At 66.3% G+C, this 26,328-nt stretch carries 22 protein-coding genes; 12 read left to right on the top strand and 10 right to left on the bottom strand.

Annotation, left to right across the window (positions count from 1 at the left end; genetic code table 11):
* The 7 genes from A3A5_RS0130550 to A3A5_RS0130515 form a co-directional block, all read right to left on the bottom strand.
* A partial coding sequence (locus A3A5_RS0130550) for a helix-turn-helix domain-containing protein (protein WP_026201301.1) occupies positions 1 to 199 on the bottom strand: 199 nt, incomplete at its 3' end.
* A 257-nt stretch (positions 200 to 456) separates the two neighbouring features.
* Entirely contained in the window at positions 457 to 1,842 is a 1,386-nt protein-coding gene (locus A3A5_RS0130545) for an FAD-binding oxidoreductase (protein WP_018314246.1), read from the bottom strand.
* 120 nt (positions 1,843 to 1,962) lie between these two features.
* Positions 1,963 to 5,223 carry a BTAD domain-containing putative transcriptional regulator gene (locus A3A5_RS0130540; RefSeq protein ID WP_018314245.1) on the bottom strand — a complete coding sequence of 1,087 codons (3,261 nt, stop codon included), beginning with the start codon at positions 5,221 to 5,223 and terminating at the stop codon, positions 1,963 to 1,965.
* A gap of 761 nt (positions 5,224 to 5,984) precedes the next feature.
* Positions 5,985 to 7,061 carry a lipocalin-like domain-containing protein gene (locus A3A5_RS0130530; RefSeq protein ID WP_018314243.1) on the bottom strand — a complete coding sequence of 359 codons (1,077 nt, stop codon included), beginning with the start codon at positions 7,059 to 7,061 and terminating at the stop codon, positions 5,985 to 5,987.
* The gene (locus tag A3A5_RS0130525) at positions 7,058 to 9,583 is read right to left on the bottom strand and encodes an FtsX-like permease family protein (RefSeq protein ID WP_026201300.1); all 2,526 of its coding nucleotides are present in this window, start codon (positions 9,581 to 9,583) and stop codon (positions 7,058 to 7,060) included. The genes A3A5_RS0130530 and A3A5_RS0130525 overlap by 4 nt, the downstream gene beginning before the upstream one ends.
* 3 nt (positions 9,584 to 9,586) lie before the next feature.
* Positions 9,587 to 10,282, bottom strand: a complete 696-nt coding sequence (locus A3A5_RS0130520) for an ABC transporter ATP-binding protein (protein WP_026201299.1) — start codon at positions 10,280 to 10,282, stop codon at positions 9,587 to 9,589.
* 141 nt (positions 10,283 to 10,423) lie between these two features.
* Positions 10,424 to 11,488 (bottom strand): VWA domain-containing protein, encoded by a 1,065-nt coding sequence (locus A3A5_RS0130515; RefSeq protein ID WP_018314240.1) that lies wholly within the window; start codon positions 11,486 to 11,488, stop codon positions 10,424 to 10,426.
* A gap of 75 nt (positions 11,489 to 11,563) precedes the next feature.
* Between A3A5_RS0130515 and A3A5_RS0130510 the strand changes: the two genes are divergently transcribed.
* Genes A3A5_RS0130510 through A3A5_RS0130495 form a run of 4 tightly spaced genes read left to right on the top strand, consistent with a single transcriptional unit; the run spans position 11,564 to position 15,601 of the window.
* Positions 11,564 to 12,502 carry a S1C family serine protease gene (locus A3A5_RS0130510; protein ID WP_026201298.1) on the top strand — a complete coding sequence of 313 codons (939 nt, stop codon included), beginning with the start codon at positions 11,564 to 11,566 and terminating at the stop codon, positions 12,500 to 12,502.
* Positions 12,503 to 12,514: 12 nt separating this feature from the next.
* Entirely contained in the window at positions 12,515 to 13,528 is a 1,014-nt protein-coding gene (locus A3A5_RS0130505) for a MoxR family ATPase (RefSeq protein WP_018314238.1), read from the top strand.
* On the top strand, positions 13,506 to 14,540 hold the full coding sequence (locus A3A5_RS0130500; RefSeq protein ID WP_018314237.1) for a DUF58 domain-containing protein: 1,035 nt from the start codon (positions 13,506 to 13,508) through the stop codon (positions 14,538 to 14,540). Before A3A5_RS0130505 ends, A3A5_RS0130500 begins: the two co-directional genes overlap by 23 nt.
* Entirely contained in the window at positions 14,537 to 15,601 is a 1,065-nt protein-coding gene (locus A3A5_RS0130495) for a VWA domain-containing protein (RefSeq protein WP_018314236.1), read from the top strand. The genes A3A5_RS0130500 and A3A5_RS0130495 overlap by 4 nt, the downstream gene beginning before the upstream one ends.
* Positions 15,602 to 15,677: 76 nt before the next feature.
* On the opposite strand, the gene A3A5_RS0130490 is transcribed toward A3A5_RS0130495, so the two are convergent.
* Together A3A5_RS0130490 and A3A5_RS43705 are read right to left on the bottom strand one after the other, a co-directional pair.
* Positions 15,678 to 16,727 carry a porin gene (locus A3A5_RS0130490; RefSeq protein WP_035814039.1) on the bottom strand — a complete coding sequence of 350 codons (1,050 nt, stop codon included), beginning with the start codon at positions 16,725 to 16,727 and terminating at the stop codon, positions 15,678 to 15,680.
* Between the two features lie 377 nt (positions 16,728 to 17,104).
* Positions 17,105 to 17,350: a hypothetical protein gene (locus A3A5_RS43705; protein ID WP_018314234.1), complete on the bottom strand. Its 246-nt coding sequence runs from the start codon at positions 17,348 to 17,350 to the stop codon at positions 17,105 to 17,107.
* A gap of 402 nt (positions 17,351 to 17,752) precedes the next feature.
* On the opposite strand from A3A5_RS43705, the gene A3A5_RS0130480 reads away from it, so the two are divergent.
* Together A3A5_RS0130480 and A3A5_RS0130475 are read left to right on the top strand one after the other, a co-directional pair.
* Complete coding sequence (locus A3A5_RS0130480) at positions 17,753 to 18,691, top strand: amino acid ABC transporter substrate-binding protein (RefSeq protein WP_018314233.1); 939 nt, start codon at positions 17,753 to 17,755, stop codon at positions 18,689 to 18,691.
* 188 nt (positions 18,692 to 18,879) lie between these two features.
* Positions 18,880 to 19,191, top strand: a complete 312-nt coding sequence (locus A3A5_RS0130475; protein ID WP_018314232.1) for a hypothetical protein — start codon at positions 18,880 to 18,882, stop codon at positions 19,189 to 19,191.
* A 69-nt stretch (positions 19,192 to 19,260) separates the two neighbouring features.
* Here A3A5_RS0130475 and A3A5_RS0130470 read toward each other — a convergent pair whose 3' ends face one another.
* A complete protein-coding gene (locus A3A5_RS0130470) occupies positions 19,261 to 20,154 on the bottom strand; it encodes a hypothetical protein (RefSeq protein ID WP_018314231.1) in 894 nt (297 codons plus the stop codon).
* A gap of 354 nt (positions 20,155 to 20,508) precedes the next feature.
* Here A3A5_RS0130470 and A3A5_RS0130465 point away from each other — a divergent pair, with 354 nt between their 5' ends.
* From A3A5_RS0130465 to A3A5_RS0130440, 6 genes are all read left to right on the top strand, one after another.
* Positions 20,509 to 22,248 (top strand): glycosyltransferase family 39 protein, encoded by a 1,740-nt coding sequence (locus A3A5_RS0130465; RefSeq protein ID WP_018314230.1) that lies wholly within the window; start codon positions 20,509 to 20,511, stop codon positions 22,246 to 22,248.
* A 27-nt stretch (positions 22,249 to 22,275) separates the two neighbouring features.
* The gene (locus tag A3A5_RS0130460; RefSeq protein WP_018314229.1) at positions 22,276 to 22,647 is read left to right on the top strand and encodes an EamA family transporter; all 372 of its coding nucleotides are present in this window, start codon (positions 22,276 to 22,278) and stop codon (positions 22,645 to 22,647) included.
* A 55-nt stretch (positions 22,648 to 22,702) separates the two neighbouring features.
* Positions 22,703 to 23,875, top strand: coding sequence for a DegT/DnrJ/EryC1/StrS aminotransferase family protein (locus A3A5_RS0130455; RefSeq protein ID WP_018314228.1), 1,173 nt, complete (start codon positions 22,703 to 22,705; stop codon positions 23,873 to 23,875).
* Positions 23,854 to 24,846, top strand: coding sequence for a glycosyltransferase (locus tag A3A5_RS0130450; protein WP_026201296.1), 993 nt, complete (start codon positions 23,854 to 23,856; stop codon positions 24,844 to 24,846). Before A3A5_RS0130455 ends, A3A5_RS0130450 begins: the two co-directional genes overlap by 22 nt.
* Complete coding sequence (locus A3A5_RS0130445) at positions 24,846 to 25,787, top strand: formyltransferase (RefSeq protein ID WP_026201295.1); 942 nt, start codon at positions 24,846 to 24,848, stop codon at positions 25,785 to 25,787. Before A3A5_RS0130450 ends, A3A5_RS0130445 begins: the two co-directional genes overlap by 1 nt.
* A partial coding sequence (locus tag A3A5_RS0130440; protein ID WP_018314225.1) for a bifunctional UDP-4-keto-pentose/UDP-xylose synthase occupies positions 25,784 to 26,328 on the top strand: 545 nt, incomplete at its 3' end. The genes A3A5_RS0130445 and A3A5_RS0130440, both read left to right, overlap by 4 nt.

Here is a 26,328-nt window from a genome sequence, read left to right as displayed (position 1 = left end):
GCTCGCCCCCACTTTCCTTGCCACCGCCGAACAGGTCCGCGGCATGCTCCACCAACTGCTGCTTCCACGCTGTGATCTGGCTGGGGTGCACGTCGTACTGCTGGGCCAGCTCCGCCAGCGTCTTTTCGCCCTTGAGGGCCGCCAGGGCTACCTTCGCCTTCAACCCCGCCGAGTGGGTTCGCCTGCTTCGTTTCGTCATCTTCTGAGGTCCTTTCTGCCCGCCATTATGGCCGGCTCAGACCCCAGCTCTTCCATTTATCCGACTGTCCGAATTTCCGGCGCCACCTCTCTCCTCGTGCAGGCGATCAGCTACGGAACGGTACAGCCTGCACGGGATCGCCTCTGCCATGCAAGCCGTTGCCTGGCGCGGGCCGGCTGCCATCCGATCGTGGCAGCGGCGTCGCGCCGGACTCCGGGATAAGGGCTACCTGCGCCCCATGTCGCAATCGTGTTGCGTCAGGCGGGCCTGATGTTCTGATTCACTCGGAACAGGTTGGCCGGGTCGTATTTGCGCTTGATCTGCGCCAGTCGCGCATAGTTATCGCGATAGGACGCCTTCACGTTGTCATCCCCCTCGTCCATCATCATGTTGATGTAGCCGCCACCAGCAGAGTGCGGATGCAGGGCCAGCCAGTAGTCCTTCGCCCACTGCACGATGCGATCGTTGTTGGCCGGGTCGGGATCCACGCCGACGATCACGCTGGCAAAGTTGGCATCGCGGTAGCTGAAGGCCGTGTCGTCGCAACCGGCACGATGCGCTGCGCCATTGATCGGATACAGGTGCATGGTCGAGTGCATCGACGGCAACTGCTGCGCGTACTTGATGTGCAGATCGATGGCCTTGTCGCTCAGGTCGCTGACGAAGTCGGCTTTCCAGTACCACTGCAGGCCCGCCGGATACAGTCCGTCGAACAGGCTCTGCAGGACAGGCCAGGGGATAGGCCCGGCAAAGTCCACCGCCGGTGGCATGGCCTGGCGAATCGGACGGAAATGCGTGTCGGCCTGATCGAGCGGCCCGGTGTAGCACCACACCACGGCGCACATCTTCTGCAGGTGAACTTCCTCCGGGAAGGGGGCTGCAGGCGGCACCGTGACGAAACCGAACCAGCCATTGATGTGCTGCGGCGCGCTCAGGATGAAGTCGCGCCACCATGCCATCAGTTCGCGTGCCTGGTCCATCGGCCATAGCATCGGGCCACCATAGACCGTGGCAACGGGATGAGCCTTGAACTCGAACGAGGTCACCACGCCGAAGTTGCCGCCGCCGCCGCGCAATGCCCAGAAGAGGTCGGCGTTTTCCTCGTCGCTTGCGGTAACGACGCGCCCGTCGGCCAGCACGACCTCGGCGCTGAGCAGATTGTCGATCGTCAGGCCGTAGGCGCGGCTGAGGTAGCCGATGCCGCCGCCGAGCGTCAGTCCGCCCACGCCCGTTGTCGAGATGAAGCCACTCGGCGTCGCCAGCCCGTAGGCACTGGCGGCGTGATCCACGTCGCCCCAGGTGCAGCCACCGCCCACCCGCAGCGTCTTGCGTCCGGCATCGACAAACACGCCCTTCATGGGCGACAGGTCGATCACCAGTCCACCATCGCATGTGCCGAGCCCGGCGCCATTGTGCGCGCCGCCACGCACGGCCAGCAGCATCCCGCTGTCGCGCGCGGCGTTCACCGCCGCGATGACGTCCGCAACATCGACGCAGCGCGCGATGACCGCAGGACGCTTGTCGATCATGCCGTTGTACACGGCACGCGCCTGGTCGTAAGCCGCGTCGCCCGGCTGAATCAGTTGTCCCCGAAAATGCGCCTTGAGTCCGGTTGTGACGGGTTCGCTCAACGAAGCTTCCATGGCTGTCTCCTGTCCGGTTGGTATGCAGGAGTTTTAGCAACCTCGGCGTTTCGAAAGCGTTAGGTGAACCGTTACATGGGGATTCTGCCTCCCGACCGGCGCGCGGTGGTCGAGCCGAAACTAACGCGCGAGTAACGCCCGCGCCTTGACGATGTCGGGCTGATCGAAGCCCTCGGTGAATCGCGCAAGCGGCGCCTCGACCACCTCATGCGGATCGACGTGCCCCTGCGAGGTGCGCAGCGTTGCCCATGACAGGGTGGCACGCAGTTCAAGCGGAAGCGCGCGTTGGGCCGTGGCGATCTCGATCGCCTTGATCAGCGATGACTCGGCTTCGGCAAGGTTTGCGCTGCTGCGCAGCAGCAATTCACCGCGCAGACGGTACAGCTCGGCGTCCACCCAGTGCTCGCCAGTGCGCCCGGCGCATTCGAACGCCTGGTCAAGAGCCGCCAACGCAGCCTCGGTCTCCCCTACGTCGCCCAGGCATTCAGCCAGCATGCCCAGATAGAGCGGCAGGCGCAGGCGTGCGCCCGTCGCGTGAAAGCCCTCGATCGCCGCCTGCATCGCCACTACCGCGTTGGCGCTGGGCGACTGTTTCGCGTTCGCCCAGGCGAGCAGCATGCCTGCCCAGGCGAGGTAGTAGCCTACGTGATATTGCTCCGCGATCTCCTGCGCCTGGCGGGCATAGTCCAGCGTGAGAGCATGCTCACCGCGCAGCGCATGCTGTGTCGCGAGATAGGACAGCGCAAGCGCCCGGGAGAACGGGTGTGCTACCCGGTTCGCCACCTCCAGCGCTTCGTGGCCACGCTGAAGGGCCTGATCGGCAAGCCCCCTGAACCATAGTCCGTGCGCCGACCACGCGGCAGCCAGCACGCTGAAGTTACCGCCCATCAGGGACGCATGCTCGGCGTGTTGGGCTTCGTCATAAGCGGCATGCGCGCGTTGATACGCCGCCTCGGCAGCCACCCAGTCGCCTTGCTGGACCAGGCTGCCCATGATGTTGGTCCATGCCATCACCGAGTAAGTACCGGAACCCGGCGTCCCCAATCCGGCAATCAGCTCCTCGCTCAGGCTGCGTGCCTGTGCAAGCTCCGCCCTCACCGCCAGGAAAAATGAAAGGCTGACCTGGGCGCGGGCTTGCTGATTGCTGTCCCCCACCAGCCGGCTCAGTTCCACCGCGCGTCGCAGCGGCGCCTCCAGTTCGGGGGCCGCCCAACCTCGGGCGATGCGAATCGGTGGCGCAAGGTCGAGTTGCAGGGCCAGCGATTGACTGGCGCGCTCCTGAGGATCGGCAATCCGGTCTGCTTGCACCAGCCCGCGCGTCAGCAATGCAATGGCTTCGTCATAGGCGTAGACACTCTGCGCAACGCCGGCCGCGCGCCGATAGAATGCCGCCGCCTGGGCTGGCTGGCCCGCTTGCTCATAGTGCGAGGCGATCTGCGCGCTTGCCGCGTCGGGCGCATCGCCTGACGCCTGCTCGAGCGCTCGCGCCACGCGCAAATGCAGGCGGCGGCGCTGCAGCGGACTCACTTCGGCGTATGCCACGTCGCGGATCTTGTCATGGCTGAAGTCAAACGCCAGACCGCCACCGTCGGTCTGACGCACGATGCGCCGCTGCCACAGTTCGTCCAGCGCGCCTGCCAGGGCTTGCTCGCCGAGGTCGCTTGCCTGGGCGAGGATGTCGGTCGTGAACGCCCTTCCAATGATTGCAGCAACCCCGACGATTTCGCGGGCGCCCGGAGGAAGCTGCGCCAGCCGGTTCGAGATGATGGTGTAAACCTTGGGCGGCAACTTCGACGCCATGCCGCCCTGTGCGTCCCCGACCGGCATGGTGACGGAGCGGGCCCGCATCATTTCGACCGCAAACAGCGGGTTACCCTCGCTCTCTTCGAACAGCCGGGTTGCCTCCGCGTCGGCCAACGGCCGGTCCAGGATGTGGGCCGCTATCTTTGCCGTTTCGGCGGCATCGAGTGTCCCCAATGAGATCTCGATGAACTGGTCGTCGCGGCGCAGTGCGTCCAGCAGCCGGTTCGCCGCGTGCAGCGGCATGATCTCCTCGGGGCGCGCCGTTGCGACCACCATCAGCCGTGCCGCCACGTCGAAACGCATCAGGAAGCGCAGCCATTCGAGCGTCTCGCCGTCGCACCATTGCAGGTCGTCGAGCAGCAACAGCAGCGGCCCGCCTTGTGCAAGCACCGCTCGCGCAAGCGCCTCGAAGAACCGTTGGCGCTGCCAGTATTCGGTAAGCGGCGACGGCGGCGACAGTCCGGATTGCCGGGTGAGGAGTTCGGGCAACAGGCGCGCGACCTCGGTCAGCCACAGTCTGTCGAGCTTGCCGATCGCGCCACTCAGGCCAGGGCTGCGCAGCCAGCCGGTCACCGGCGCAAACGCGAGCTGGCCCTCGGCCGCATAGGCGCGCGAATGCGCCGCGGTGATGCCTTGCTCGGACAGATGGACAAGCAGTTCCTCCGCCAGGCGCGATTTGCCGATACCGGCTTCGCCCAGGATCAGGACAAACTGCTTGTCGCCCAGCTGGGTACGCTGCCAGACCTCAAGAAGCCGGCGCCATTCGCCATGCCGGCCAATCATTGGCAGCATCCCATCCCGCGGGCGTTGGCGCTGCATTGACGCGGCCTGCCCAGCCAGCCGCGCATAGGCCTCGCGCATGGGTTCGCCGGGCAGTACACCCAATTCGCGAGCAAGCGTTTCCACACAGCTTTGATAGACGCGTATGGCCGATGCGTGATCGTGGTTCAGCGCATGCAGGCGCATCAGCGCCAGGCAGGTGGGTTCGCGGCACGGGTCGAGCCGCTGCAACTGCTGTGTGTACTTCAACGCCTTTGCATAGTCTCGCCGGTCCTCACTCAGTTGACCGAGGCGCGCGAGCGCCGCGATGCACTGTTCGCGCAACTTTTCGCGCTCGGGGTGGATCCACTCGTCATAGCAGTTGGCCAGCAGGTCACCGCGATAGAGATCCGCGGCATGCGTCAGCAGCTCTTCTTCAGCGCCTGCGTCGCCGTGCCTCGAGGCCCTGGCCGCAGCCGCAAGCGCGGACTGGAACTGCGCTACATCGAGGTCGAGCGCCGCATCGGGCAGCCATCGCACCGTTTGCGCATCGGCATGGACAAACTGATCTGCCTCCGGCCAGGTCTTGCGCAGCTGAAACAGCAGTTGGCGCAGGGCATTGCGCGCCTGCGCCTGCGAGGAATCAGGCCAGAACAGTACGGCGAGCTGCTGCCGCGTCTGCGGTGCGTCGCGATGCAGGACAAGGCAGGCGAGCAGCGCCTGCAAGCGGGGGGAGTTGGCGTTAAACAGGGGCGCGTCAGCGCCGTCGAGCTGGAACTCGCCAAACAAACGGACGGAGAAGCGGGCCTGGGAAGTCATGCTGGAGCGCAATGCGGCACAAAGCGATGGGGACCCTCCTGCAGGCAGCGTGCGCTGCGCACTGCGGCAGCGCTCGTGCGGGAACTCTCCAACACCCAAGCCCGCGCGAGCGCCATTCGTGACTATACTCGCGTTGGCGCGGCCCTACCCGAAGACCTCGGATGCGTCCGTCATCAATCTAAGCCCATGGGCTCGGATTCGCTCCTGGGCACGCCGGGCAAAGACTGATGCATCCAGGTTTGACCCGAGCTTCCGTACGCCGTGGGAGACTCGCCGAAAAATGAAATCAACTTCGTTTTCGGTGAAGTCGCCGTAGGCAAGGTATGCCCTCAGCATTTCGTTAAGGTAGGCATCACACTCACCTCGCTGCAATACTAGTGCGCTTGCCAGCAGAGACCGCGAGTGCCACCGCAGCCACCGGCGTCTCCAGTGCTTGTAGTCGTCCTTTACCAATTAACCCCCTCCATTGCCCGGCGGCACCTTTCTTTATGCTGCCCGCAATTGCCAGGGCGTAGGGAGCACGCGGCGCGCTATGTGGAAATCATCATAGCGTGACGGAAATAGCAGGGCAATCGGCTTTCCCCTGAAGAGGGACCCACCAAAGAGGGGGGGTGGCGAGCCCGCGAGAACAAAGCCAATCAGTGCGCGAGCAGCTGGCATACCGTGCCATCGACCGGATATCACGCCGCTTCTGACTCCAGCTGCAGCGACGCGCATGGCCGCACGGGCCTCACAGAGGTCACCATCGTGGACATGCCGCCTCAAAGATTGAGGCGCTGGAAATACCCGGTTAGTTCCAGGTAACCCCGTCCGACCGCCTTGCCTCCCCGCAATGCAGTCACCGCGCCCTCCCAATAGACCGCGCCGGTGCTCGCGCGGCTATCGAGTTCCTGATCATCCATCAGCGGTGCCAGTTCGAGCGTGAAATCGCCTGCGTTCAACCGCATGGCAACCGGATAGCTGGCGCCGGTACGAGGCGAGCGCCAACGGCGCAGCGGCATGAAGCTGACCTCTTCGGGAGCCAGTACCTGGACGCGACCGTCGCTGCCGCGCAGCGTGCCGCCGCCCCAGAACTTGCGCCCCGCCTTGTCCCGGATCTGGAAGGCCATCAACGCGCCGCCGTCATCCAGGTTGATGCCGAGCCAGTCCCAGCCGACGGCCTCGTCGGCCAGCAAGGTCGACGACCATTCGTGATCCAGCCAGGCAGTGCCATGCACGGTTTCCTGCTGGCGGCCCCGCTTCAAGGTGCCGCTCACCTTGAGCCCCGGCTGGCTGTAGTAATAGCTCGCCTGGGCCGCCAGAGGGCCCTTGCGGCTGTAACCCCGTTCGCCCTGTAGCAGCAACCTCTGGCTTGGCTCCATTGTCAGATCGAGCGTGAAATCCCGCGCGGGAATTCTGGCTCGGTAGCGCCCCGTCATTTCTCGGCGCAGCGACCAGTTGTCGATGTACACATCGGTGTCGGCAGTATCGGCAAGCGCCAGGCCAAAGCCGCTGCGCACCGCACGCTGGTCGTGTTGGAGCGTGCCGGCCACAGGATCGCTCAGTGCGACATTGGCGAACAGCAGTTGCTGCGGCGCGAAGCGGCTCGGGTTGGCCTGGTCGAATTGCGGGCGTGAGCGGAAGAACGTCACCTGGAAGCCGAGCGGCGCTCCTGCCGGCGTCTGCAGCCAGCCGGTGGCATACCACCATTCGGTGCGATAGTCGGGGTGCGCGCCGTGGTCGCGCGGGAAGGCCAGGGTTCGGCCTGCGTCGACTGGCGGATAAGCGGGCGCTGCGCCCAGCGCCGCTGCCGCCACGCCGCAACCCGGCAACAACAGCAGGAATGAGCGCCTCTTCACCAATCCTCCTGAACCGCGCGCACGGCGCTACGCGACATCGCCTGCCGCCCGCTCGTCAGCGCAGCCAGCGAGGCCGCCGCCACCACCGCGCTCGCCACCTGGGCCAGGAATGCCCAAGGCATATGCAAACTCATGGTCCAGTGGAACGACTGCGGGTTGACAACGTGAACCAGGATCAAGGCGATGACCCATCCCAGCGCAAGACCGGCTACCACGCCAAGCAGAGCGAGTAACGCGCCCTCCAGTGCCAGCATCGCGCCGATCTGCCAACGCATGAAGCCGAGATGCCGCAGCATGCCGAATTCGCGCGCGCGCGCCAGGGACTGCGCGCTGAAACTGGCGCCGATGCCGAACAGGCCGATCACGACCGCTATGCCCTCCAGCAGGTAGGTCACGGCGAAACTGCGGTCGAAGATTTTCAGGGTGATGGTGCGAATCTCGCCAGGCTCGGCGAAGGTAATGTGTTCACCGCCGGCGATGCGCTGGCGCAGCCTTTCCTTGATCTGCGCCGGGCCGGTGCCCTGCTCCAGCCACAGGGCGACGTCAGTGACACGCCGCTCGTCCGTGAGCCGCCGATAATCGTCCTGGCTGATCACCACCGTACCATACTGGCGTGCGTAATCGCGCCACACGCCGCCCACAAGGAAGGCGACGGGCCGGCCCTGCAGCGGCAGCGTGATACGTTGCCCCGGGCGGAAGCCATAGAGGTCGACCATCGCCTCGCTGACCCAGACCGCCGGCGGATCTCCCGGCTGCGCCGCGACGGGCGCAGCCGTCAGCGGCAACCGTGCGCCCGGATCGCGCGGATCGATCGGCCGGGCAATGACCGTTACGGGGGGACGCTGGGGATCAAGCAGGATCTGGCTCGAACGTAGAAACTCGGCACGCGCAACGCCACGGACGCTGGCGATGGCCGCCTGGTCGTCAAGCGAGAAATACGCGCTATCGCCGTATGACGATGCACGCAGATAGAGGTCGGCCGGCAGGACATTGTGCAGCCAATCGTCCACCGAGATGCGGAAGCTTGACACCATGATCGCCATCGCGGCCATCAGGCTAAAGCTGGCGACAATGCCGGCCAGGGCGATGGCCGCGCGGCCCGGCGCGCCGGCGAGCTGGGTCAGGGCAAGCTGCGGCACAGCCTGTCGCGAAGGGGGCAACAAGCCGAACACAAGATGCGCCAGCCGTGGCATCAGCAGGATGGCGCCCACCAACAGAAGCGCGATCGCCGCATAACCGAAGACCGGCAGATCCGCTACCGGCCGCAGTGGCGTCATCCCAAGCCCGGCTGCCATCGCAGCAAGCCCGGTCCACGGCGCGCGCAGCCGCTTGAGCGGGGTCTCCTCATCGCCCGCCTTGAGCGCCTGCGCCGGCCGCGCGCGGGCGGCCTCCCATGCCGGTGCGAGACTGCCGGACACCGCCGCCGACAGTCCGAGCGCGAAAAAGATCAGCGCGGCCGGCGCGTCGAAGCGGACCTTGGGCTTGACACCTTCAAAGTAGCCACCGCCCAGATCGCCCCCCGCGTACCCGAGCACCGCGGCGGCGAGGACGAAGCCAAGCGCCAGGCCGAGCATCGCGCCGAGCGTGCCTTGAGCCGCGCCTTCCGCCAGCAGCAGCCGCAGCAGACCAGCGCGTGTCACCCCCAGGGCGCGCAACAGTGCAAGCTGCGAGCGCCGCCGCAGCACCGATACAGCCTGCATCGTGAACACCAGGAAGGCGCCTGTGAACAACGCCACCAGCGCAAGCACGTTCAGGTTCACCCGATAGGCGCGCGACAGGTTGGAAGTTCGGCGCGCGTTGTCCTGCGGCGAACCCGCCACCACCCCTGGCGGCAGCAGCGCGGCCAGCGCTTGCGCAAAGTTGTCGGTGTCCACTCCCGGCCTGAGCTTGAGGTCGATCCGCTGCAGCAGGCCAAGCCGGTCGAGGCGCCACTGCGCCGCACCGATATCCATCACGCCCAGGCGCATGCCCTCGCCTGCCGCCGGCAGCGTGCCGGCAATACGCAGCGTAAGCGCGGTGAGCCCGACTTGTACGGTGAGCGGATCCCCGGGCTTGAGATCGAGCCAGCTCAGCGCCGCCGGCGAAAGGAACACGGCGTCGGGATCGAGAACGTCGAGTTTGCCCGCGCGCTCCTCGGCTGGCCGCCCGATCAGATTGGGTGTCACAGGCGCCGCCCGGAACACATCGATGCCAAACAGCGTCAGCGCACCGGTGCGCCCCGGCACCCGCGCATTGACTTCCACCACGGGGCTGGCCGCCACCACCTCCGGCAGGCCCGCGATGCGCGGATAGAGCGATTCGTCGAAGCCCATGCGCGGCCCGCGGATCTCCAGATCGGCACTCCCCATCAAGGAGCGCACCGCCTGGGAAAACTCCGCCAGCGCAGCGTGGTTGACCAGATGCACGCCATAGCCCATTGCCACACCGATAGCCACGGCAAGGATGCCGATGATTGCGCGTCCGGGATGGGCGCGCAATTCGCCCAGGAGTAGCACAAGGCCGAGCGAGCTTCGCATTCGCATGGCTTAGGCGGCCGCACTGATTGGCGGCAGTGGCCCCAGCGGCGTCAGGCCCCCTGGCGTCAATTGCAGGACGCGATCCGCCGTCGCCGCAGCCAGTGCCGAGTGCGTGACGATAATCGCGGCTGTGCCATTTGCGTTGACCAGTTCGCGCAGCAGGCCCAGCACCCGCGCAGCCGTCTCGCGATCAAGGTTGCCGGTCGGCTCATCTGCCAGCAGCAGCATCGGCCGGTGTACCAGGGCACGTGCAATCGCCACCCGCTGCAGTTCCCCGCCAGAAAGCTCGCGCGGCAGACTGTCCTCGCGCCCCTCAAGCCCAACCGCAGCGAGCATCTCGGCAACGCGCGCCGACGCCTTTTCCCGCTCGAGGCCGTTCAACAGCAGAGGCAGCGCCACGTTCTGCGCCGCGCTCAAATTCGGCAGAACATGGAAGGCCTGGAACACGAACCCCAGCTTTCGCCGCCTCAGCAAGGTTGCGGCATCGTCGTCCAGCTTGCCCAGATCCTGTCCGTCGAACTGGATGCGGCCACTGTCGGGCCGATCCAGGCCGGCGATCAGGTGGAGCAGCGTCGACTTGCCCACGCCAGATTCACCCATGACGGCGACATATTCGCCGGCGTCCAGCGCAAGACTGACTCCGCGGAGAACCGTGCGCGGTCGGGCGCCGTTGTATGTCTTGGAGACGTCGGTAAGGGTCAGCACAATGTTGTCAACCTCGCGTGGCGCGCCTCTCCGTCACCTGTGACGGGAGAGCGGGCACAAGCCATTCTGCCACCGCTGAAGTGCATGGACTTGTCGAAGAGGGCCGCTAGAAGTAGGACGATTCCCACTGGGTGCTTCAGGTCACCGCCGGAACCACAACATTGAGAGCCCGCACGCCGCCCCCAGCAGCAACAACGCTGCTGCCGAGAACAATGCACTGATCTCGGTTTCCTTGCGCTCGAGCGCGAAGCGGGCGCTAAGCTGGCGATACACCTGGCTCAGGTCCGCAGCCGAGCCTGCCTGGAAGTACTCGCCGTTCGTTATCGCCGCTACCGCCCGCAAGGCGGGTTCATCGAGTTGCATGTAGTAAGACAGGCTCGACTCTGCGTCGGCTCCGCCCTGCGGCGTACCGAATCCCACCGTATAGACGCGCACGCCGCGCTGGGCCGCCATGCGCGCGGCGTCCAGCGGGTCCGGGCCGGTGGTGCGGCGGCCATCGCTGAGCAGGATCACCGCACCGTGCCGATACGAGCCAGGCTGCGCCGCCGGCCGTTCCTGTTCGCGCTTGCGGACGGCGTCCGCCGCGGCGGCCTCTGTCAGCGATCTGCCGCCGGGCCCGGGTGCGAGCGACTCGCCGCTGAAAAGGATTGCTTCCAGGTCGATGCCATCGTCGGGGAACAACACTGCCAGCGCCTGGATCAGCCCGCTGCCGGTCGCCGTGCCGAGCTGGAGCTGGAAGCGATCGATTGCGTCGAGCATGTCCTGCCGGTTGTCGGTGGGGGGCAGCACCACGGTCGCGGTGGCGGCAAAAGAGACCATGCCCAGGCGCACGCTGGCCGGCAGCCCGACGATGAGATCCCGGGCAGCCTGCTTGGATGCGCCGATCCGGGTGGGTGCAACGTCGGTCGCCGCCATGCTGCGGGAGGTGTCCATGGCCAGTACCAGGGTGATGGTGTCGGACGGCAGCGTGATCGTCGCAGTAGGACGGGCGCAAGCCAGCAGGGCCACGCCCAGCGCGAGCAGGAAGAGCAGCGGCGGGATGTGACGCCGCAGTCGTTGGCCGGGACCCAGGGCGGCGCGCGGCAGCGCAAGGCTGGCATACAACAGCGCGATTTTCTTGCGCCGCGCAATCAGGTACAGGTAAGCGGCTGCCAGCAGGGGCAGCGCGAGCAACAGCCAGAGCATTTGCGGCCAGAGAAACTGCATGCACCTGCTCCTTGGCGCGTGGGTAAGACGATGGTACTGTATTTTTCACGGCGGGACGGGACCTCGGGAGCGGCAATGAAACGGGTAACGATCTACGGATGGGTCTCGGCAGCGGTGGCGCTGGTGCTCGCGGCCGTCGTGGTCTCTGCCTGGCTGTTGCAGCCGACGCCGCGCGTCCTCAAGCAAGCCGACATCGACTCCGCCGTGCTGCACACGCTGGAAACCAAGCGTCTGCCTTCGCGCACAGCCAGGGCGGCAGAGGCGGTTCGCGAGTCGGTGGTTGAAGTTCGCAGCTATGCGCCAGCCGAAAAGGCTGCGGACAAGCCGAAGAAAACGGCATCCGCCCCCCACGCCAAGCGTGACCCCCCCGCCACACGCCACAAAGCACCTCCCGAATCGCCCCCGCTACCCTCGGGCGATGAACTCGCAAAAGGCGACCCACCTGGCGGCAAGGGCGAGTCCGGCGGCAAGCGCACAGCCCGCCACATCGGTTCGGGAGTGGTCGTGACCGAAAGCGGCATCATTCTCACCAGCTATCACGTCGTCGCCGACGCCCTGCGCCTGGAGGTCATGTTCCATGACGGCCACACGGCCGAGGCCTCGGTGGTGCAGGCGTTCCCGGAGAAAGACCTCGCCGTGATCCGGCCCAGTTCCATCCCCGACGACCTGCCGCCGGCGACGCTCGGTTCCAGCCGGAACCTCGCGCCCGGCACCGAAGTCGTCGCGGTCGGCTTTCCGTTCGGCATCGGCCCGTCGGTGTCTGCCGGCGTGGTCTCGGGGCTCGACCGCAGGTTCGTTTTGCCGGACGGCAAGCAGGACCTGGACAAGCTCATCCAGTTCGACGCCGCCGCCAATCCGGGCAACTCCGGCGGACCGCTGGTGAATTTGGATGGCGAGGTAGTAGGGATCGTCACCGCCATCCTCAACCCCAACCAGAGCGGCACTTTCCTCGGCATCGGCTTTGCTGTCACGATCGAAAGCGCCGGGGTTTCCATCGGATCCTCTCCTTTCTAGACGGGTGGGCCTATGAACGACCAAGCCAGGGGCGCAGTGGACAGCGCCGACTTGATGGAACGCCTGCTGTATGAGGTGAAGCGCGTGGTGGTGGGCCAGGACCACTTCCTCGAACGGGTGCTGGTGGCGATCCTTGCGGGTGGCCACCTGCTGGTGGAAGGCGTGCCGGGCCTGGCCAAGACGTTGACCGTCAAGACGCTGGCCAGGACCATGAGCGGCTCCTTCAAGCGCATCCAGTTCACGCCTGACCTGCTGCCGGCCGACCTGATTGGCACGCGCATGTATAACCAGGGCACGGGCGAGTTCTCCACCGTGCGGGGCCCGGTCTTCGCCAACCTGCTGCTGGCCGACGAGATCAACCGCGCGCCGGCCAAGGTGCAGAGCGCCTTGCTGGAAGTGATGGAGGAGAAGCAGGTCACCATCGCCGGCGAGTCCCATCTGGTGCCCACGCCCTTCCTCGTCATGGCCACGCAGAACCCGATAGAAACGGAAGGCACCTACCCCTTGCCTGAGGCGCAGGTCGACCGTTTCATGATGAAGGTCCTGGTGGGCTATCCCAGCGAAGAGGAGGAGGCCGTCATCGTCAACCGTGTCACCGGCCCCCGCATCAGCGTGAGCCCCATCGCGACGCCCGAGCGCCTGGCAAGCTTGCAGGAGGAATGCGGCAGGATCTATGTGGATCCGAGCCTGCTCCAGTATGCAGTGCGCGTGGTGGCGGCCACCCGCAAGCCGGGAAGCTACGGGCTGGAAGACCTGGATCGATACATAGCGTTCGGTGCCAGCCCCCGCGCCACTATCGGCCTGATCGAAGGCGCGCGCGCCCTCGCGTTCCTGCGCCGCCGGCACTATGCGCTGCCCGAAGACGTGGTCGACCTCGTGCCGGATGTCTTGCGCCACCGCCTGGTGCTCTCGTACGAGGCCATGTCCGACGGCGTGACTGCCGACCAGCTCGTCACCCGCATCCTGCAGGCGCTGCCGGTTCCGGAGCGCCCATTGGAATCCCATGTTCGGGCGCCTGCGCGCTAGGCGCCGGAGCGGCCCCGAAGCCGCACCCGGTAGCGCACCCGCCGGCACGCCTGCCGGCACCGCGCTGGCCAGCGTCGACGCAAGGCAGGCCGAGGCCTTGCTGCGCCGCCTGGAATGGACCGTGGTGCGTCGCCTCGATGGCCTGCTGCAGGGCGACTACCGCACGCTGTTCCGCGGCTTTGGGCTGGATCTTGCCGACCTGCGCGAATACCACCCCGGCGACGACGTGCGGCACATCGACTGGAACGTGACGGCGCGGCTGCAGACACCACACGTGCGTGAGTACCACGAAGACCGGGAGGTCTCCGTCTGGTTCCTGCTGGACCTGAGCGGATCAGTCGGTTTCGGTTCCGGCAGCGTGAGCAAGCGCGATCTGCTGAGCGACTTCACCACCGTCATGGCGCTGCTGCTGACGCGCTATGGCAACCGGGTCGGCGCCCTGCTCTACGGCGGGGCCACAGACGCGGGCGCGTCGGTGGTGCCGGCGCGCTCGGGGCGCCGGCATCTGCTGCACCTGCTCGACCGCATGCATGCCACACCCGCCGCGTTGCCGGGCGACACCCGCTTGCGCGACCTGCTGGAGCGCGCACGGGCGGTCGCGAAACAACGATCGGTGCTGTTCGTGGTCTCCGACTTCATCAGCGCCCCGGGCTGGCAGGCATCGCTCGGAACGCTGGCCCGGCGCCATGAGGTCGTCGCCGTGCGGCTGGTCGACCCGCTGGAGATGGCCTTGCCCGACCTGGGCCTGGTCGTGCTGCAGGATGCCGAAACCGCGGAGCAGATGTTCGTCGACACGCACGACCCGGCCTTCCGCAAACGCTTCGCCGCCGCCGCCCAGGCGCGCGAGGCCGAGTTGCGCCTGGCCTTCACCCAGGCTGGCGTGGCGTGCCTGACGCTGTCGACCTACGCCCGCCTGGACCTGGCCCTGCTGCACTTCACCCGCCGGCGCCGCCACCGTCAAGGGGCCGCTGCAGTAGCAAAGCAGGAGAACGGGCCAAAGGGGGCAGCATGACCGATGCCATAAGCCGGCTACCCGTCTTCAGCTTTCTGTGGCCAGGCATGCTGTGGTTGTTCGCGCTCGTCCTCGTGCTGTCCGCGGGCTACGTATGGCTCGATGGGCGCCGGCGCCGGCGCCAGGCGACGGTGCACGATCTCACCCTGAAAACCGTCGGCGTTGCCATCAAGGGCGGCGCTACCTTGCGCCGCCACGTGTCGCCCATGCTGCTCCTGCTGGCCATGGCCGCGCTGACCTTCGCCATCGCCCGACCCCAGGCGGTGATGCTGCTGCCCTCGCGCATCGAGACCGTGGTCCTGGTCATCGATCTGTCCGGCAGCATGCGCGCGCAAGACATCCAGCCCAGCCGCATCCGCGCCGCCCAGCAAGCGGCCAAGGTTCTGCTCGACGCACTACCCGCGGGCGTCAGTGTGGGAGTCGTCGCGATGGCCGGCACCGCCGCCGTGGCACAGGCGCCCAGCCGCAGCAAGGATGCCGCGGCCACGGCGATCGACCGCCTCAAGCCGCAAGGCGGCACCGCGCTGGGCAATGGCCTGCTCATCGCGCTGACGACGCTGCTGCCGCAGACGGCTGGTGACGCCGAGCGCCTCATGAACGGCGACACCGCGCCGTTGCAAAAGCCGGACGCGTCCCGCAGCGGCGAAGCCGTGACGCCCGGCTCTTATTCCTCCGGGGCGATCGTCCTGTTTTCCGACGGTGAAAGCAACACCGGCCCGGCCGCGACGCAAGCGGCGCAGCTTGCCGCCGCGCACGGCGTGCGCGTTTATACCGTCGGGGTTGGCACGACCGAGGGTGTGGTGCTCTCGGTCGATGGCTGGTCGGCGCGCGTCAGGCTGGACGAGAAGGTATTGAAGGAAGTCGCCAATGCAACAGCGGCAGAGTATTTCCCGCTTGAGGATGCCGCGCAACTGAAGAGGGTGTACCGTGCGCTCAATATGCGGCTGGCGTTTGGCAAGCGCGAACAGGTTGAAATTACTGCGTTCTTTGCCGCGCTGGGAGCGTTGCTGGCCACGTGTGCGGGGCTGCTGTCGTTGTGGTGGTTCGGGCGCGTGATGTAGGCAGGGACTGGCTCTGACACGCCCTCGCCCCGCCACTTTCGGCCCCCGGTTTGGCGCGCGCTCGTGGCCAGGCGCATCAGAACCGGTGACGAACGCCCATCACCGCACCCACCTGATCCTTGCCAGGCTGTACGTTGAAAACGGCCGACGTGCCGCTGCCACTGTTGAAGCCGTTGACGCCTAGTGCCGAGTTATCCTTGTTTAGCGCGTAGGAGACTGAAGCGTAGAGGTCGGTGCGTTTGCTGAGCGAATAATCGCTAGTAAGCACGAACTGCCACGGGTCGGATCCGGTCTGCCGGAAGTCTTGGTAGTAAGCCGCGCCAGTCAGGGAGAAAGCCGGCGTCACTTTGTAAGCCAGGCCCAGCCAGTAGAGGTTCGAGCCGGCGTCAGCTGCCTGCGCGCCCGGCAGCGTAGCACCATCATAGGCCTTCGCCAGACGGTAGCCCGCATAAACCTTGGCATCACCCACCGCATATGTGGCAGCCACCGAAACGCGCCTCAGGACCGGCGCCTGGTTTGACGGCGTGCCGACGTGCGCATCGTCATAGGCCACGCCCAGCGCAAAGGGGCCGGAGGCATAGTTGACGAACGCGCCGAAATTACGTCCGAATACGTTGCTGCCAGCCACTTCGCTGCCATTAGCCTGGAATGAGTAGAAAGCCAGTCCAGTCAGCTTTCCGAACTTGCCGACATACTTGATGGCATTGTCCGCGCGCGCGCCAAACTCCGGCGCAATCGAGAGGATGCTGTAGCGGTCGGCAATCGCATTGGGATCATAGATATTGCCGAATTCGCGCATGCCGGTCTGCTGCCGCCCCAACAGGAGTGAGCCGTATAGGCTATCGAGCCCTGCATAGGCATTGCGGCCGAACAGACGCCCGCTCTGGCCCGAATTGCCGGTATCGATGTCGAAGCCGCTTTCCAGCAGAAAGACTGCCTTCAGCCCGCGGCCCAACTCCTCCACGCCGCGCAGCCCCCAACGCGAGCCAGACTGGTTCCCGGAAACCAGCCGTACGAGACTGTCGCCGTTGCGCCCTGCATTATTGTTGAATTCGATACCGGCGTCGGCGATACCGAACAGCGTCACGCCGGACTGGGCGTGGGCGCTTGCACAACACCCTATCATGGCGAACAACAAGGATATGTCAACGAGATGTAGTCGTCGCATGGTGGTCCCCCCCTCTTTCTTCTTGATTTTTGGCCAGCAATGCGCCCGCGGCAATCATCCAAACGGTGGTCCCCCCAAAAACGTAGCCGGCAGCTACCAAAGGTAGCCGTACCGAGCCATATCTGGCGCTCCGCCCCCGCACTGATGGCCCGCTTTAGCCAGGACGGCATCTCGCCCTGTCCGTCCCAGTCAGCCCCTTGGCATTGCGGTGGCAGACCACCGGTGCGGGAGGGGCGGCTCTGCAGAGCATCAACCTTTATAGTGGCCAACCCTCTGGACGATGCGTGAGCGCACCAGTCGCGGTCATTCGTGGGTCAGCGAAGAGAAAACGCGTCTTAACGGTGACCCAAGGCCTCCCGAATTTGGACAGCGAGTTCCGCCATCGACTTGGTTTCGGGATAGAAGACACAACTGCCGTCGGCATTGCGCTGTACCAGGTGCATCCCGGTTTCCAAGTGGGAGACGCTGACATGCAATCTGTCGTTGATGACCAGAATGCCATCGCGCTCCTCATCTTCGATGCCATGGTGGCAATGAATTCCAAGGGCTTCGAGCTTGCGCCGGACAGTGGTGATGCGCATGGGGCAGGCCTCCTGCGTACGAGCATTTCTTCTGATTGTGCTCGCCGTCCGCGATGGACGGAAGGGAGAACTCCCCACCTCGAGCAAGGTGCAGCGCGCTACCCGAGTCGCGGTGCGCTGCGACCAGGCCCCTGCATATGGCCGCCAAGGGCCAAATGCCGTGCCACGAAGGGAGCAATCCGTCGGCTGCGCACCAGTTCAACAGCGCCCGCAGGGTTCGTTCCGCCCTCGCTCGCTTATTGCGACAGAGCCAGTTATAGACGATTGCCAGACGGCCCATCGCTGGCAAGGCTCTCGGGGCAGGGAATTTGCTTATGACAACAATGTCCTTCGCCGGCCCCAGACCAGGGGTATACCCTTGCATCTTTGCCGCATTGCCGGCCGCTCTCCGGTTTCCTCCGCATGCCTGCCTTCACCCTGCCCGCCCTGTCCGCCCGACTCCTGCGCGCCCGCCGCTCGCTGGCGGCTGTCGCCCTCGCCGCCATCTCCGTAGCCGCGCTGGCGCCGGCACTGGCCAGCGCCCAGAGCCCTGTGCTCGACAAGATCCGCGAATCCGGCACCATCGTGCTCGGTTACCGCGAGTCGGCGCTGCCATTCTCGTTTGCCGATGACAAGGGCCAGCCGGCCGGCTATGCGGTCGACTTGTGCCTGCGCGCGGCCGAAGCGGCGCGCCAGCAACTGGGCCTGAAAGACCTGAAGGTGCGCTGGATGCCACTCACACCGCAGAACCGCATTCCCGCCGTGGTCAACGGGCTGGTGGACCTGGACTGCGCACCCAACACCAATTCGCTCGAGCGCCAGAAGCAGGTTGCGTTCAGCGTCTCGCACTACGTGTCGACCGTGCGCATGCTGGTGCGCGCCGACTCGGGCATCCGCTCGTTCGGCGACCTGCGCGGCAAGACCGTGGTCACCAGCGCCGGATCGACCGGCGACCGCCACGTGCGCCGCATGAAGGCCCAGTACGGCTACCACGACGTCTACGCCAAGGACCACGGCGAATCGTTCCTGCTGCTCGAATCCGGCCGTGCCCAGGCCTTCGTCATGGACGACGTGCTGCTGGCTGGCCTGCGCGCGCGCGCCAAGGACCCGTCGCAGTACGTGATCGTGGGCCCGGCGCTGTCGGTGGAGCAGAATGCGCTGATGCTGTCCAAGGCCGATCCGGAATGGAAGCGCCTGGTCGACCAGGCGCTGACCAACACCCTTGCCGGCCCGGAGGTCACGGCGCTGCAGAGGCGCTGGTTCCAGCAGCCCATCGGCAGCCGCGGCATCAACCTGGCGCTGGCGCCGTCCGGCGAGGTGCGCGCGGCCTGGAAACACCCGTCGGACGCGGTCACGGAGTAAGGGGGCAAGCGGTCCCCAACCTCAATCGGCCTGGGGCCGCAATTCAGGGTTTCCATGAGGTCGTGGCGCGGGGGCAAGCCCCAAGTTGACAGCGATGAACAATGTTGGCGACACTGGGCCGAGCCGTCCCATGCAAGGGACAGGCCACATACACGACCGCCCGACGGCGGCATTTCTAAGGAGAAACCATGAACAAGTTCGTCGCGACCGCGATCGCACTCTGCCTTGGCGCCGCTTCGCTGGCCGTGCAGGCACAGACCGGCGGCAAGAAGCAGTTCGATCCGTATTCCCAGGGTGCCAAGTCGGGTGAGAAGTTCGACCCGTACAGCCAGGGGGCCAAGGCCGGCGACAAGTTCGACCCGTACAGCCAGGGCGCGAACAAGAGCACCCGCAGCGAGCTGACCGACGCTTCCGCGCCGGCCGCCGAGAAAAAGCCGGCCAAGAAGTCCACCAAGAAGAAGAGCAAGCAGAAGGCCGCTTCGGCGCCGGCTGCCAGCTGAGCCGCAAGCGCCTGACGCAAAAAAACCCGCCAAGGCGGGTTTTTTTGCGTCCTGCCCAAACGCCCAAGCCTATGGCGCTTGCGTGTCGCGCTCCAGCGCGGTGACATCCACGCGCTGCACCTTGTCATCCTGGCGCACTTCAGTGCGCAGCACGAAGGCATCGGCCGGGCAATACCAGTCGGTGACGTGCATCACGGTCGGCTCGACCTGCACCACTTCTTCGGCAACCAACACCGGCCCCAGCGAGGTGCGCTTCTCATAGGTGACCGGCAGGCATTCCTTGCGCCCCAGCACGGTATTGATCGTCTGCCGCTTGCCGACGTGGCGCGAGCCGATATGGATCGACGCATGTTGTGCCCGCATGGTGCTGACCACTTCATCCGATCCCAGCGGGTAGACCTTCAGCGAAACGCTGGACTCAAAGGTCTCGCCCTCCAGCGTGGCGCCCTCGCGCAGGTCCAGGCCGGCGTAGTTGAACACGCCCATGCCGCGGAAGGCCGCCTCGCCGTACATGCGCGCGTAGCGGGCGCGGGCGTTGATGACGGCATGCTGGCTCTCGATGCTGGTCTGGCCGCCGGGCGAACGGCGGTCGATCACCACTTCATGCACCTGGGTGGTAATCACCGGCGGCCCCATCAGCGCCGACAGGGCAGTCTTGGAATTGATCTCCAGTTGGGCGCGGCAGCCGGTCGGACTGCGCACCACGTCGCGCAGGGTCATGCTGACCGACATTGGCATCACGCCGTCGCCTTCCATCTGCACGTGCGACCCGGAGCGGAACCACGGGGCATTGCACAGCACGGCCGCCGCCGATGCCTGCGCCTGGCTTGCCGCGGCCTGCGCCACCGCCGGGCCGGCGCCCGGCAGTGGCGCCGCACCCTGGGCGCCGGCATGCTGCGCCAGGGCCATGGCCGCGCCCGCCATCAAGCCTGCCAGCCAGTCTTGCTGCGCCTTTGTCTTCACATGAATCCCCGTCTAGAATGTCCAGGCGCGCCCGACCCAGCGCCCGGCCTGCCAGGCGACCGCCTGGACACTGAAATTATCGCGTTTTGTTGCGTGTGTAACTCGGATTTTTCCTTCCTCCGGGGCGCCGATCCGGCCGCGCCTGCAGGACCGTCCCCGGCACTCGCCGGGACAGCCTGCCCACCGTGCTACCATTGCCGGCCCGCGTGCGCCGAGGCGGCAGTGGCGTCCCAGGCGCGCGCCAGCCTGCCGGCCGCCTGGTGTCCACCAACCGGCAAGTCCATGCGTTGAGATGGCTTCCCGTCACCGCGCGCGCGCAGGACCATCGATCCGTCGCGCTTTTCCAGGAGATCTATGCGTAGTTCATCGACCTCGCGGCCTGCCGCGCTGTCTGTTGGAGCCACCACCGCCAGTGCGGTCGCACTGGCCAGCCTGTTTATCCTGCTGGTCTGGTTCGGCACCCTCGACATGCGCCACCTGCTGCGCTCCGATGAAGGCCGCTACGCCGAGATTGCCCGCGAGATGTTCGCCACCGGCGACTGGGTGACGATCCGCTACCACGAACTCAAGTATTTCGAGAAACCACCCTTCCACCTGTGGGTGACCACGCTGGCCTACACGCTGTTTGGCGTGGGCGACTGGCAGGCGCGGCTGTGCGTGGCACTGTCCGGCATCCTGGGGCTGGGCGTGTCGATGCTGGCCGCGGCACGCTGGTACGGCCGCCGCGTGGCGGTGCTGACGGGGCTGGTGCTGGTTTCCGCGCCGATGTGGAATATCGCCGGGCACTTCAACTCGCTGGACATGACGCTGGCCGGCGCCATGGCGTGCGTGCTGGCCTTCATGCTGCTGGCGCAGCACCCGGATGCCACCCGCGCCGAACGCCGCAACTGGATGCTCGCCTGCTGGGCGGCAATGGGCGTGGCGGTGCTGGTCAAGGGGCTGGTGGGGCTGGCGCTGCCGGGGCTGGTGCTGGTGGTCTACACGCTGGTGACGCGCGACTTCGGCCTGTGGCGCCGCCTGCATCTGCCGGGCGGCATTGTCGCGATGCTGGTGGTGACGGTGCCGTGGTTCTGGCTGGTGTCGGAGCGCAATCCGGAATTCCTGCGTTTCTTCTTTATCCACGAGCACTGGCAACGCTATACCTCAAACGTGCACCAGCGCGAAGGCGCGATCTGGTACTTCGTGCCGCTGCTGCTGGCCGGTTTCCTGCCCTGGCTGGGCCTGGCTCGGCAAATGTGGAAGGCCGTGCGCGAGCGCGCCGGGGTCGCGCGCGGCACCTCGCCGCGGCCATTCCAGCCCGCCCTGCTGGCAGCGCTGTGGGCCGTGGCGATCTTTGTCTTCTTCAGCCTGTCCGGCTCCAAGCTGCCCGGCTATATCGTGCCGATCTTCCCGGCGCTGGCGCTGCTGGCCGGCGTGGCACTGGACACGGTGACGGAACGCACCTGGCGCTGGCAGGTCAATGCCATGATCGCGCTGGGCGTGGTCGGGCTGCTGGCGTGCCCGTTCGTCGGCATGATGGACAAGCCCGGCACGCCCAATGTGGTCTATCGCGAATTCGCCATGTGGACCGGCATCGCCTTCGCGCTGATGCTGGCCGGCGCACTGCTGGCGCGCAGGCTGCTGCGTACGCGCGGGGTGTTTCCCAGCGTGGTGGTCTACGCGCTGGCGATGTTTATCAGCTGCACGGTGGCGCTGCGCGGTCACGAAGCCATGGGCCGGCCCAGCTCCGGCGTGGACCTGGTGCCCGCCATCAATGCCGTGCTGACGCCGGACATGCCGCTGTACAGCGTGGGCATGCTGGACCACACGCTGCCGTTCTACCTGCGCCGCACCACCATCATGGTGGAACATCCGGACGAGCTGGAATTCGGCGTCGGCCAGGAACCGCAGAAGTGGATCCCGACCATCGATGGCTTTATCGCCCGCTGGCAGGACGGCAGGCGCGCGGTAGCAATCATGTCGCCCGCGACCTACGACGCACTGGCTGCGCGCGGCGTGCCGCTGCACCGGATCGCCGGTGACCGCCGCCGTGTGGCGGTCGCCAATTTCGCGCTGCCGGGCAATGGCCCGCAGGCGCAATCCCCAGGACAGTAACCTGCAACTCCCGCACTGCGCAGCGCCATGACGTTTTCCACCTTCGCTTTCATCCTGACCGGCGTGCTGCTCAATGCGGCTGCGCAACTGTTGCTCAAGGCCGGCGTCAATGCCATCGGCGCCATCACGCTGGACCGCGGCACGCTGCTGGTGACGGCGCTGCGCGTGCTGACCCAATGGCCGGTGCTGGCCGGACTGACGCTGTACGTGGTCAGCGTGGGGGTATGGATCGTGGGGCTGTCGCGCGTGGATGTGTCGATCGCCTACCCGATGCTGTCGCTCGGCTACGTAGTCAATGCGCTGGCCGCCTGGTGGCTGTTCGGCGAGATGATCGGCCCCTTGCGCGTGGCCGGCATCCTGCTGATACTGGCGGGCGTCTTCCTGATCGCCCGCTCATGACGCGCCTGCGCGCGCGCCGCCAGGTCCGACACCAACCGTTCTTCTTCGCCCTGCCATGACCGCATCTGCCCCTGAATTCCTGCCTTTTGTCCGGCCTGACATCGACGCCGCCGCCATTGCCGAAGTCGGCAAGGTGCTGGCCTCGGGCTGGATCACCTCCGGCCCGAAGATGCAGGCCTTCGAGGCCGCGCTGTCAGACCTGTTCGGCGGACGCCCGGTGCGCACCTTCGCCAATGGCTCGGCAACCATGGAGATCGCGCTGCGCATTGCCGATATCGGGCCCGGCGATGAGGTCATCACCACGCCGGTCACATGGGTCGCCACCGCCAACGTGGTGCTGGCAGTGGGCGCGCGGCCGGTGTTCGTCGACATCGACCCGCGCACGCGCAATCTCGACCTGAATGCCGTCGAGGCCGCGATCACGCCGCGCACACGCGCCATCATGCCGGTGTACCTGTCGGGCCTGCCGGTGGACATGGACCGCCTGTACGCCATTGCCAGCAAGCACGGGCTGCGCGTGATCGAGGATGCCGCGCAGGCAATCGACTCGCGCTGGCGCGGCCAGCGCATCGGCGCCATTGGCGACCTGGTCAGCTTCAGCTTCCAGGCCAACAAGAACATCACCACCATCGAAGGCGGCTGCCTGGTGATGAACACGCCCGAGGAAGCCGTGCGCGCAGAGCGCCTGCGGCTGCAGGGCGTGATCCGCACCGGCATGGATGGCATGGATGTCGAAGAGCCCGGCGGCAAGTTCAACCTGACCGACGTCAACGCCGCGGTCGGCCTGGCGCAGCTGGGCAAGCTCGACGCCATCACCGCGCGCCGCGCCGAACTGGCCGAGACGTATTTCCGCTGTGCCGCCGACAGCGGCCTGGAAGCGCTGGGCATCGAGCTGCCGCAAGCGCTGGATGCACACGATGCCACCACCAACTGGCACATGTTCCAGGTGGTGCTGCCGACCGACCGCCTGCAAGGCGGCCCGCCCCAGGCGCGCCAGCAGGTCATGGAGGCCATGCGCGAGCGCGGCATCGGCACCGGCGTGCACTACCCGCCCATTCATCTTTTCACCTACTACCGCTCGCTCGGCTGGCGCGAAGGCATGCTGCCGCATGCCGAACGCATCGGGCGCGGCATCGTCACGCTGCCGCTGTTCCCCGCGATGCAAGCCACCGATGTAGAGCGGGTCTGCGCAATCCTCAGCGAAACATGCAAACGTCTCTCCAAATGAGCCCGGTCGAAGTCTCGGTCGTCATTCCGGTCTACAACGAAGAAGACGGGCTGCAAGCCCTGTTCGACCGCCTCTATCCGGCGCTGGATGGCCTTGGCGACTCGTACGAGATCCTCTTCATCAACGACGGCAGCGTCGACCGCTCGGCGCAGATGCTGGCGGCCCAGTTCCACAAGCGCCCGGATGTGACCCGGGTGGTGCTGTTCGCCGGCAACTTCGGCCAGCATATGGCGATCCTGGCGGGCTTCGAGCACACCCGCGGCAAGATCGTGATCACGCTGGATGCCGACCTGCAGAACCCGCCGGAAGAAATCCCGCGCCTGGTCGAAGCCATGCGCGCCGGCCACGACTACGTGGGCACCATCCGCCGCCAGCGCAACGACACCGCGTTCCGCCGCTATGCCTCGCGCGCGATGAACCGGCTGCGCGAGCGCATCACCAAGATCCGCATGACGGACCAGGGCTGCATGCTGCGCGCCTATGACCGCAATGTGATCGACACGATCAATGCCTGCCGCGAGGTCAACACCTTCATCCCCGCGCTGGCATACACCTTTGCTTCCAATCCGGTCGAGATCGAAGTCGGTCACGAACAGCGCCACGCGGGCGAATCCAAGTATTCGCTGTACCAGCTGATCCGCCTGAACTTCGACCTGGTGACCGGCTTCTCGATCGTGCCACTGCAGTGGTTCTCGGCGATCGGCACGATCCTGTCGCTGTGTTCGGGCGTCCTGGTGGTGGTACTGCTGGTACGGCGCTTCCTGTTCGGTTCGGAAGTCCAGGGTGTGTTCACCCTGTTCGCCATGAACTTCTTCCTGATCGGCATCCTGCTGTTCGGCCTGGGCCTGCTGGGCGAGTATGTCGGCCGCATCTACCAGGAAGTGCGCGACCGCCCGCGCTACCGCATCAAGGCAGTGCTGGAGGCGGACCCGCAGCGTGTCAAGCCGGCCGCCGCAGGCGCGGAGCAATGATGCGCGCCGTCGTCTTTGGCTACCACAATGTCGGCGACCGCTGCCTGCGCGTGCTGCATGCGCGCGGCGTGGAGGTGGCGCTGGTGATCACGCACCGCGACCGCCCCGACGAAAACATCTGGTTCCGCCGCGTGGCCGACACCGCCGCCGAGCTGGGCATCCCCTTCGTCTATGGCGAGGACCCTGCCGATGCCGCGATCGCCCAGGCTGTGCGCGACGCGCGCCCGGACGTCATCTTCTCGTTCTACTACCGCGCCATGATCCCGGCGGGCGTGCTCGCGCTGGCCCCCGGCGGCGCCTTCAACATGCACGGCTCGCTGCTGCCCAAGTACCGCGGCCGCGTGCCGGTGAACTGGGCGGTGCTGCGCGGCGAGTCCGAGACCGGCGCCACGCTGCATGCCATGGAAGCCAGGCCTGACGCGGGTTATATCGTCGACCAGACCGCAGTGCCGATCCTGCCGGACGACACTGCCGGCGAAGTCTTCGAGAAAGTCACCGTTGCCGCCGAGCAGACGCTGTGGCGCGCCCTGCCCGCGATGATCGCCGGGCAGACGCCGCAACACCCCAACCGGCTGGCCGAGGGCAGCTACTTCTCCGGGCGCAGGCCGGAAGACGGCCGCATCGACTGGAGCCGCCCGGCCGCCGAGGTCTACAACCTCGTGCGCGCCGTCGCGCCGCCCTATCCCGGGGCGTTCACCGAACTCGCCGGGCACCGCTTCATTCTGGCGCAGGCGCGCCGGCCGCTGGCGGACCTTGCGCTGGCGCTGCCCGCCGGCACGGCGCCTGGCCTGCATGTGCACGACGGCCAGATCATCGGCCTGTGCGGCGACGGCGGCCTGGTCATGGTCACCCGATTACTGGCACAGGATGGCTCGGCACTCACGCCGCAAGCCTTCGCCAAACTTATCCATACCGAACAATCCAACGAGGAAAACCGATGAAAAAGGTCCTGATTCTTGGCGTCAACGGCTTCATCGGCCACCACCTGACGCGCCGCATCCTGGAAACCACGCCGTGGGAGGTCTACGGCATGGACATGTCGTCGGACCGCCTCGGCGATCTCGTCGACCATCCGCGCATGCACTTCTTCGAGGGTGACATCACCATCAACAAGGAGTGGATCGAGTACAACATCCGCAAGTGCGACGTGGTGCTGCCGCTGGTGGCCATCGCCACCCCGGCGACCTACGTGCGCCAGCCGCTGCGCGTGTTCGAGCTGGACTTCGAGGCCAACCTGCCGATCGTGCGCGCCGCGGTCAAGTACGGCAAGCACCTGGTGTTCCCGTCGACCTCCGAGGTCTACGGCATGTGCAGCGATGATGAGTTCGACCCCGAGGCCTCGCCGCTGGTCTACGGCCCGATCAACAAGCCGCGCTGGATCTATGCCTGCTCCAAGCAGCTGATGGACCGTGTGATCCACGCCTACGGCATGGAGCAAGGCCTGAACTACACCCTGTTCCGTCCGTTCAACTGGATCGGCGC

The sequence above is a fragment of the Cupriavidus sp. UYPR2.512 genome (genome assembly GCF_000379565.1).
GTDB lineage: Bacteria > Pseudomonadota > Gammaproteobacteria > Burkholderiales > Burkholderiaceae > Cupriavidus.
The sequence above is the reverse complement of the archived record's forward strand: the minus strand, read 5'-3'. Positions and strand labels throughout refer to the sequence as shown.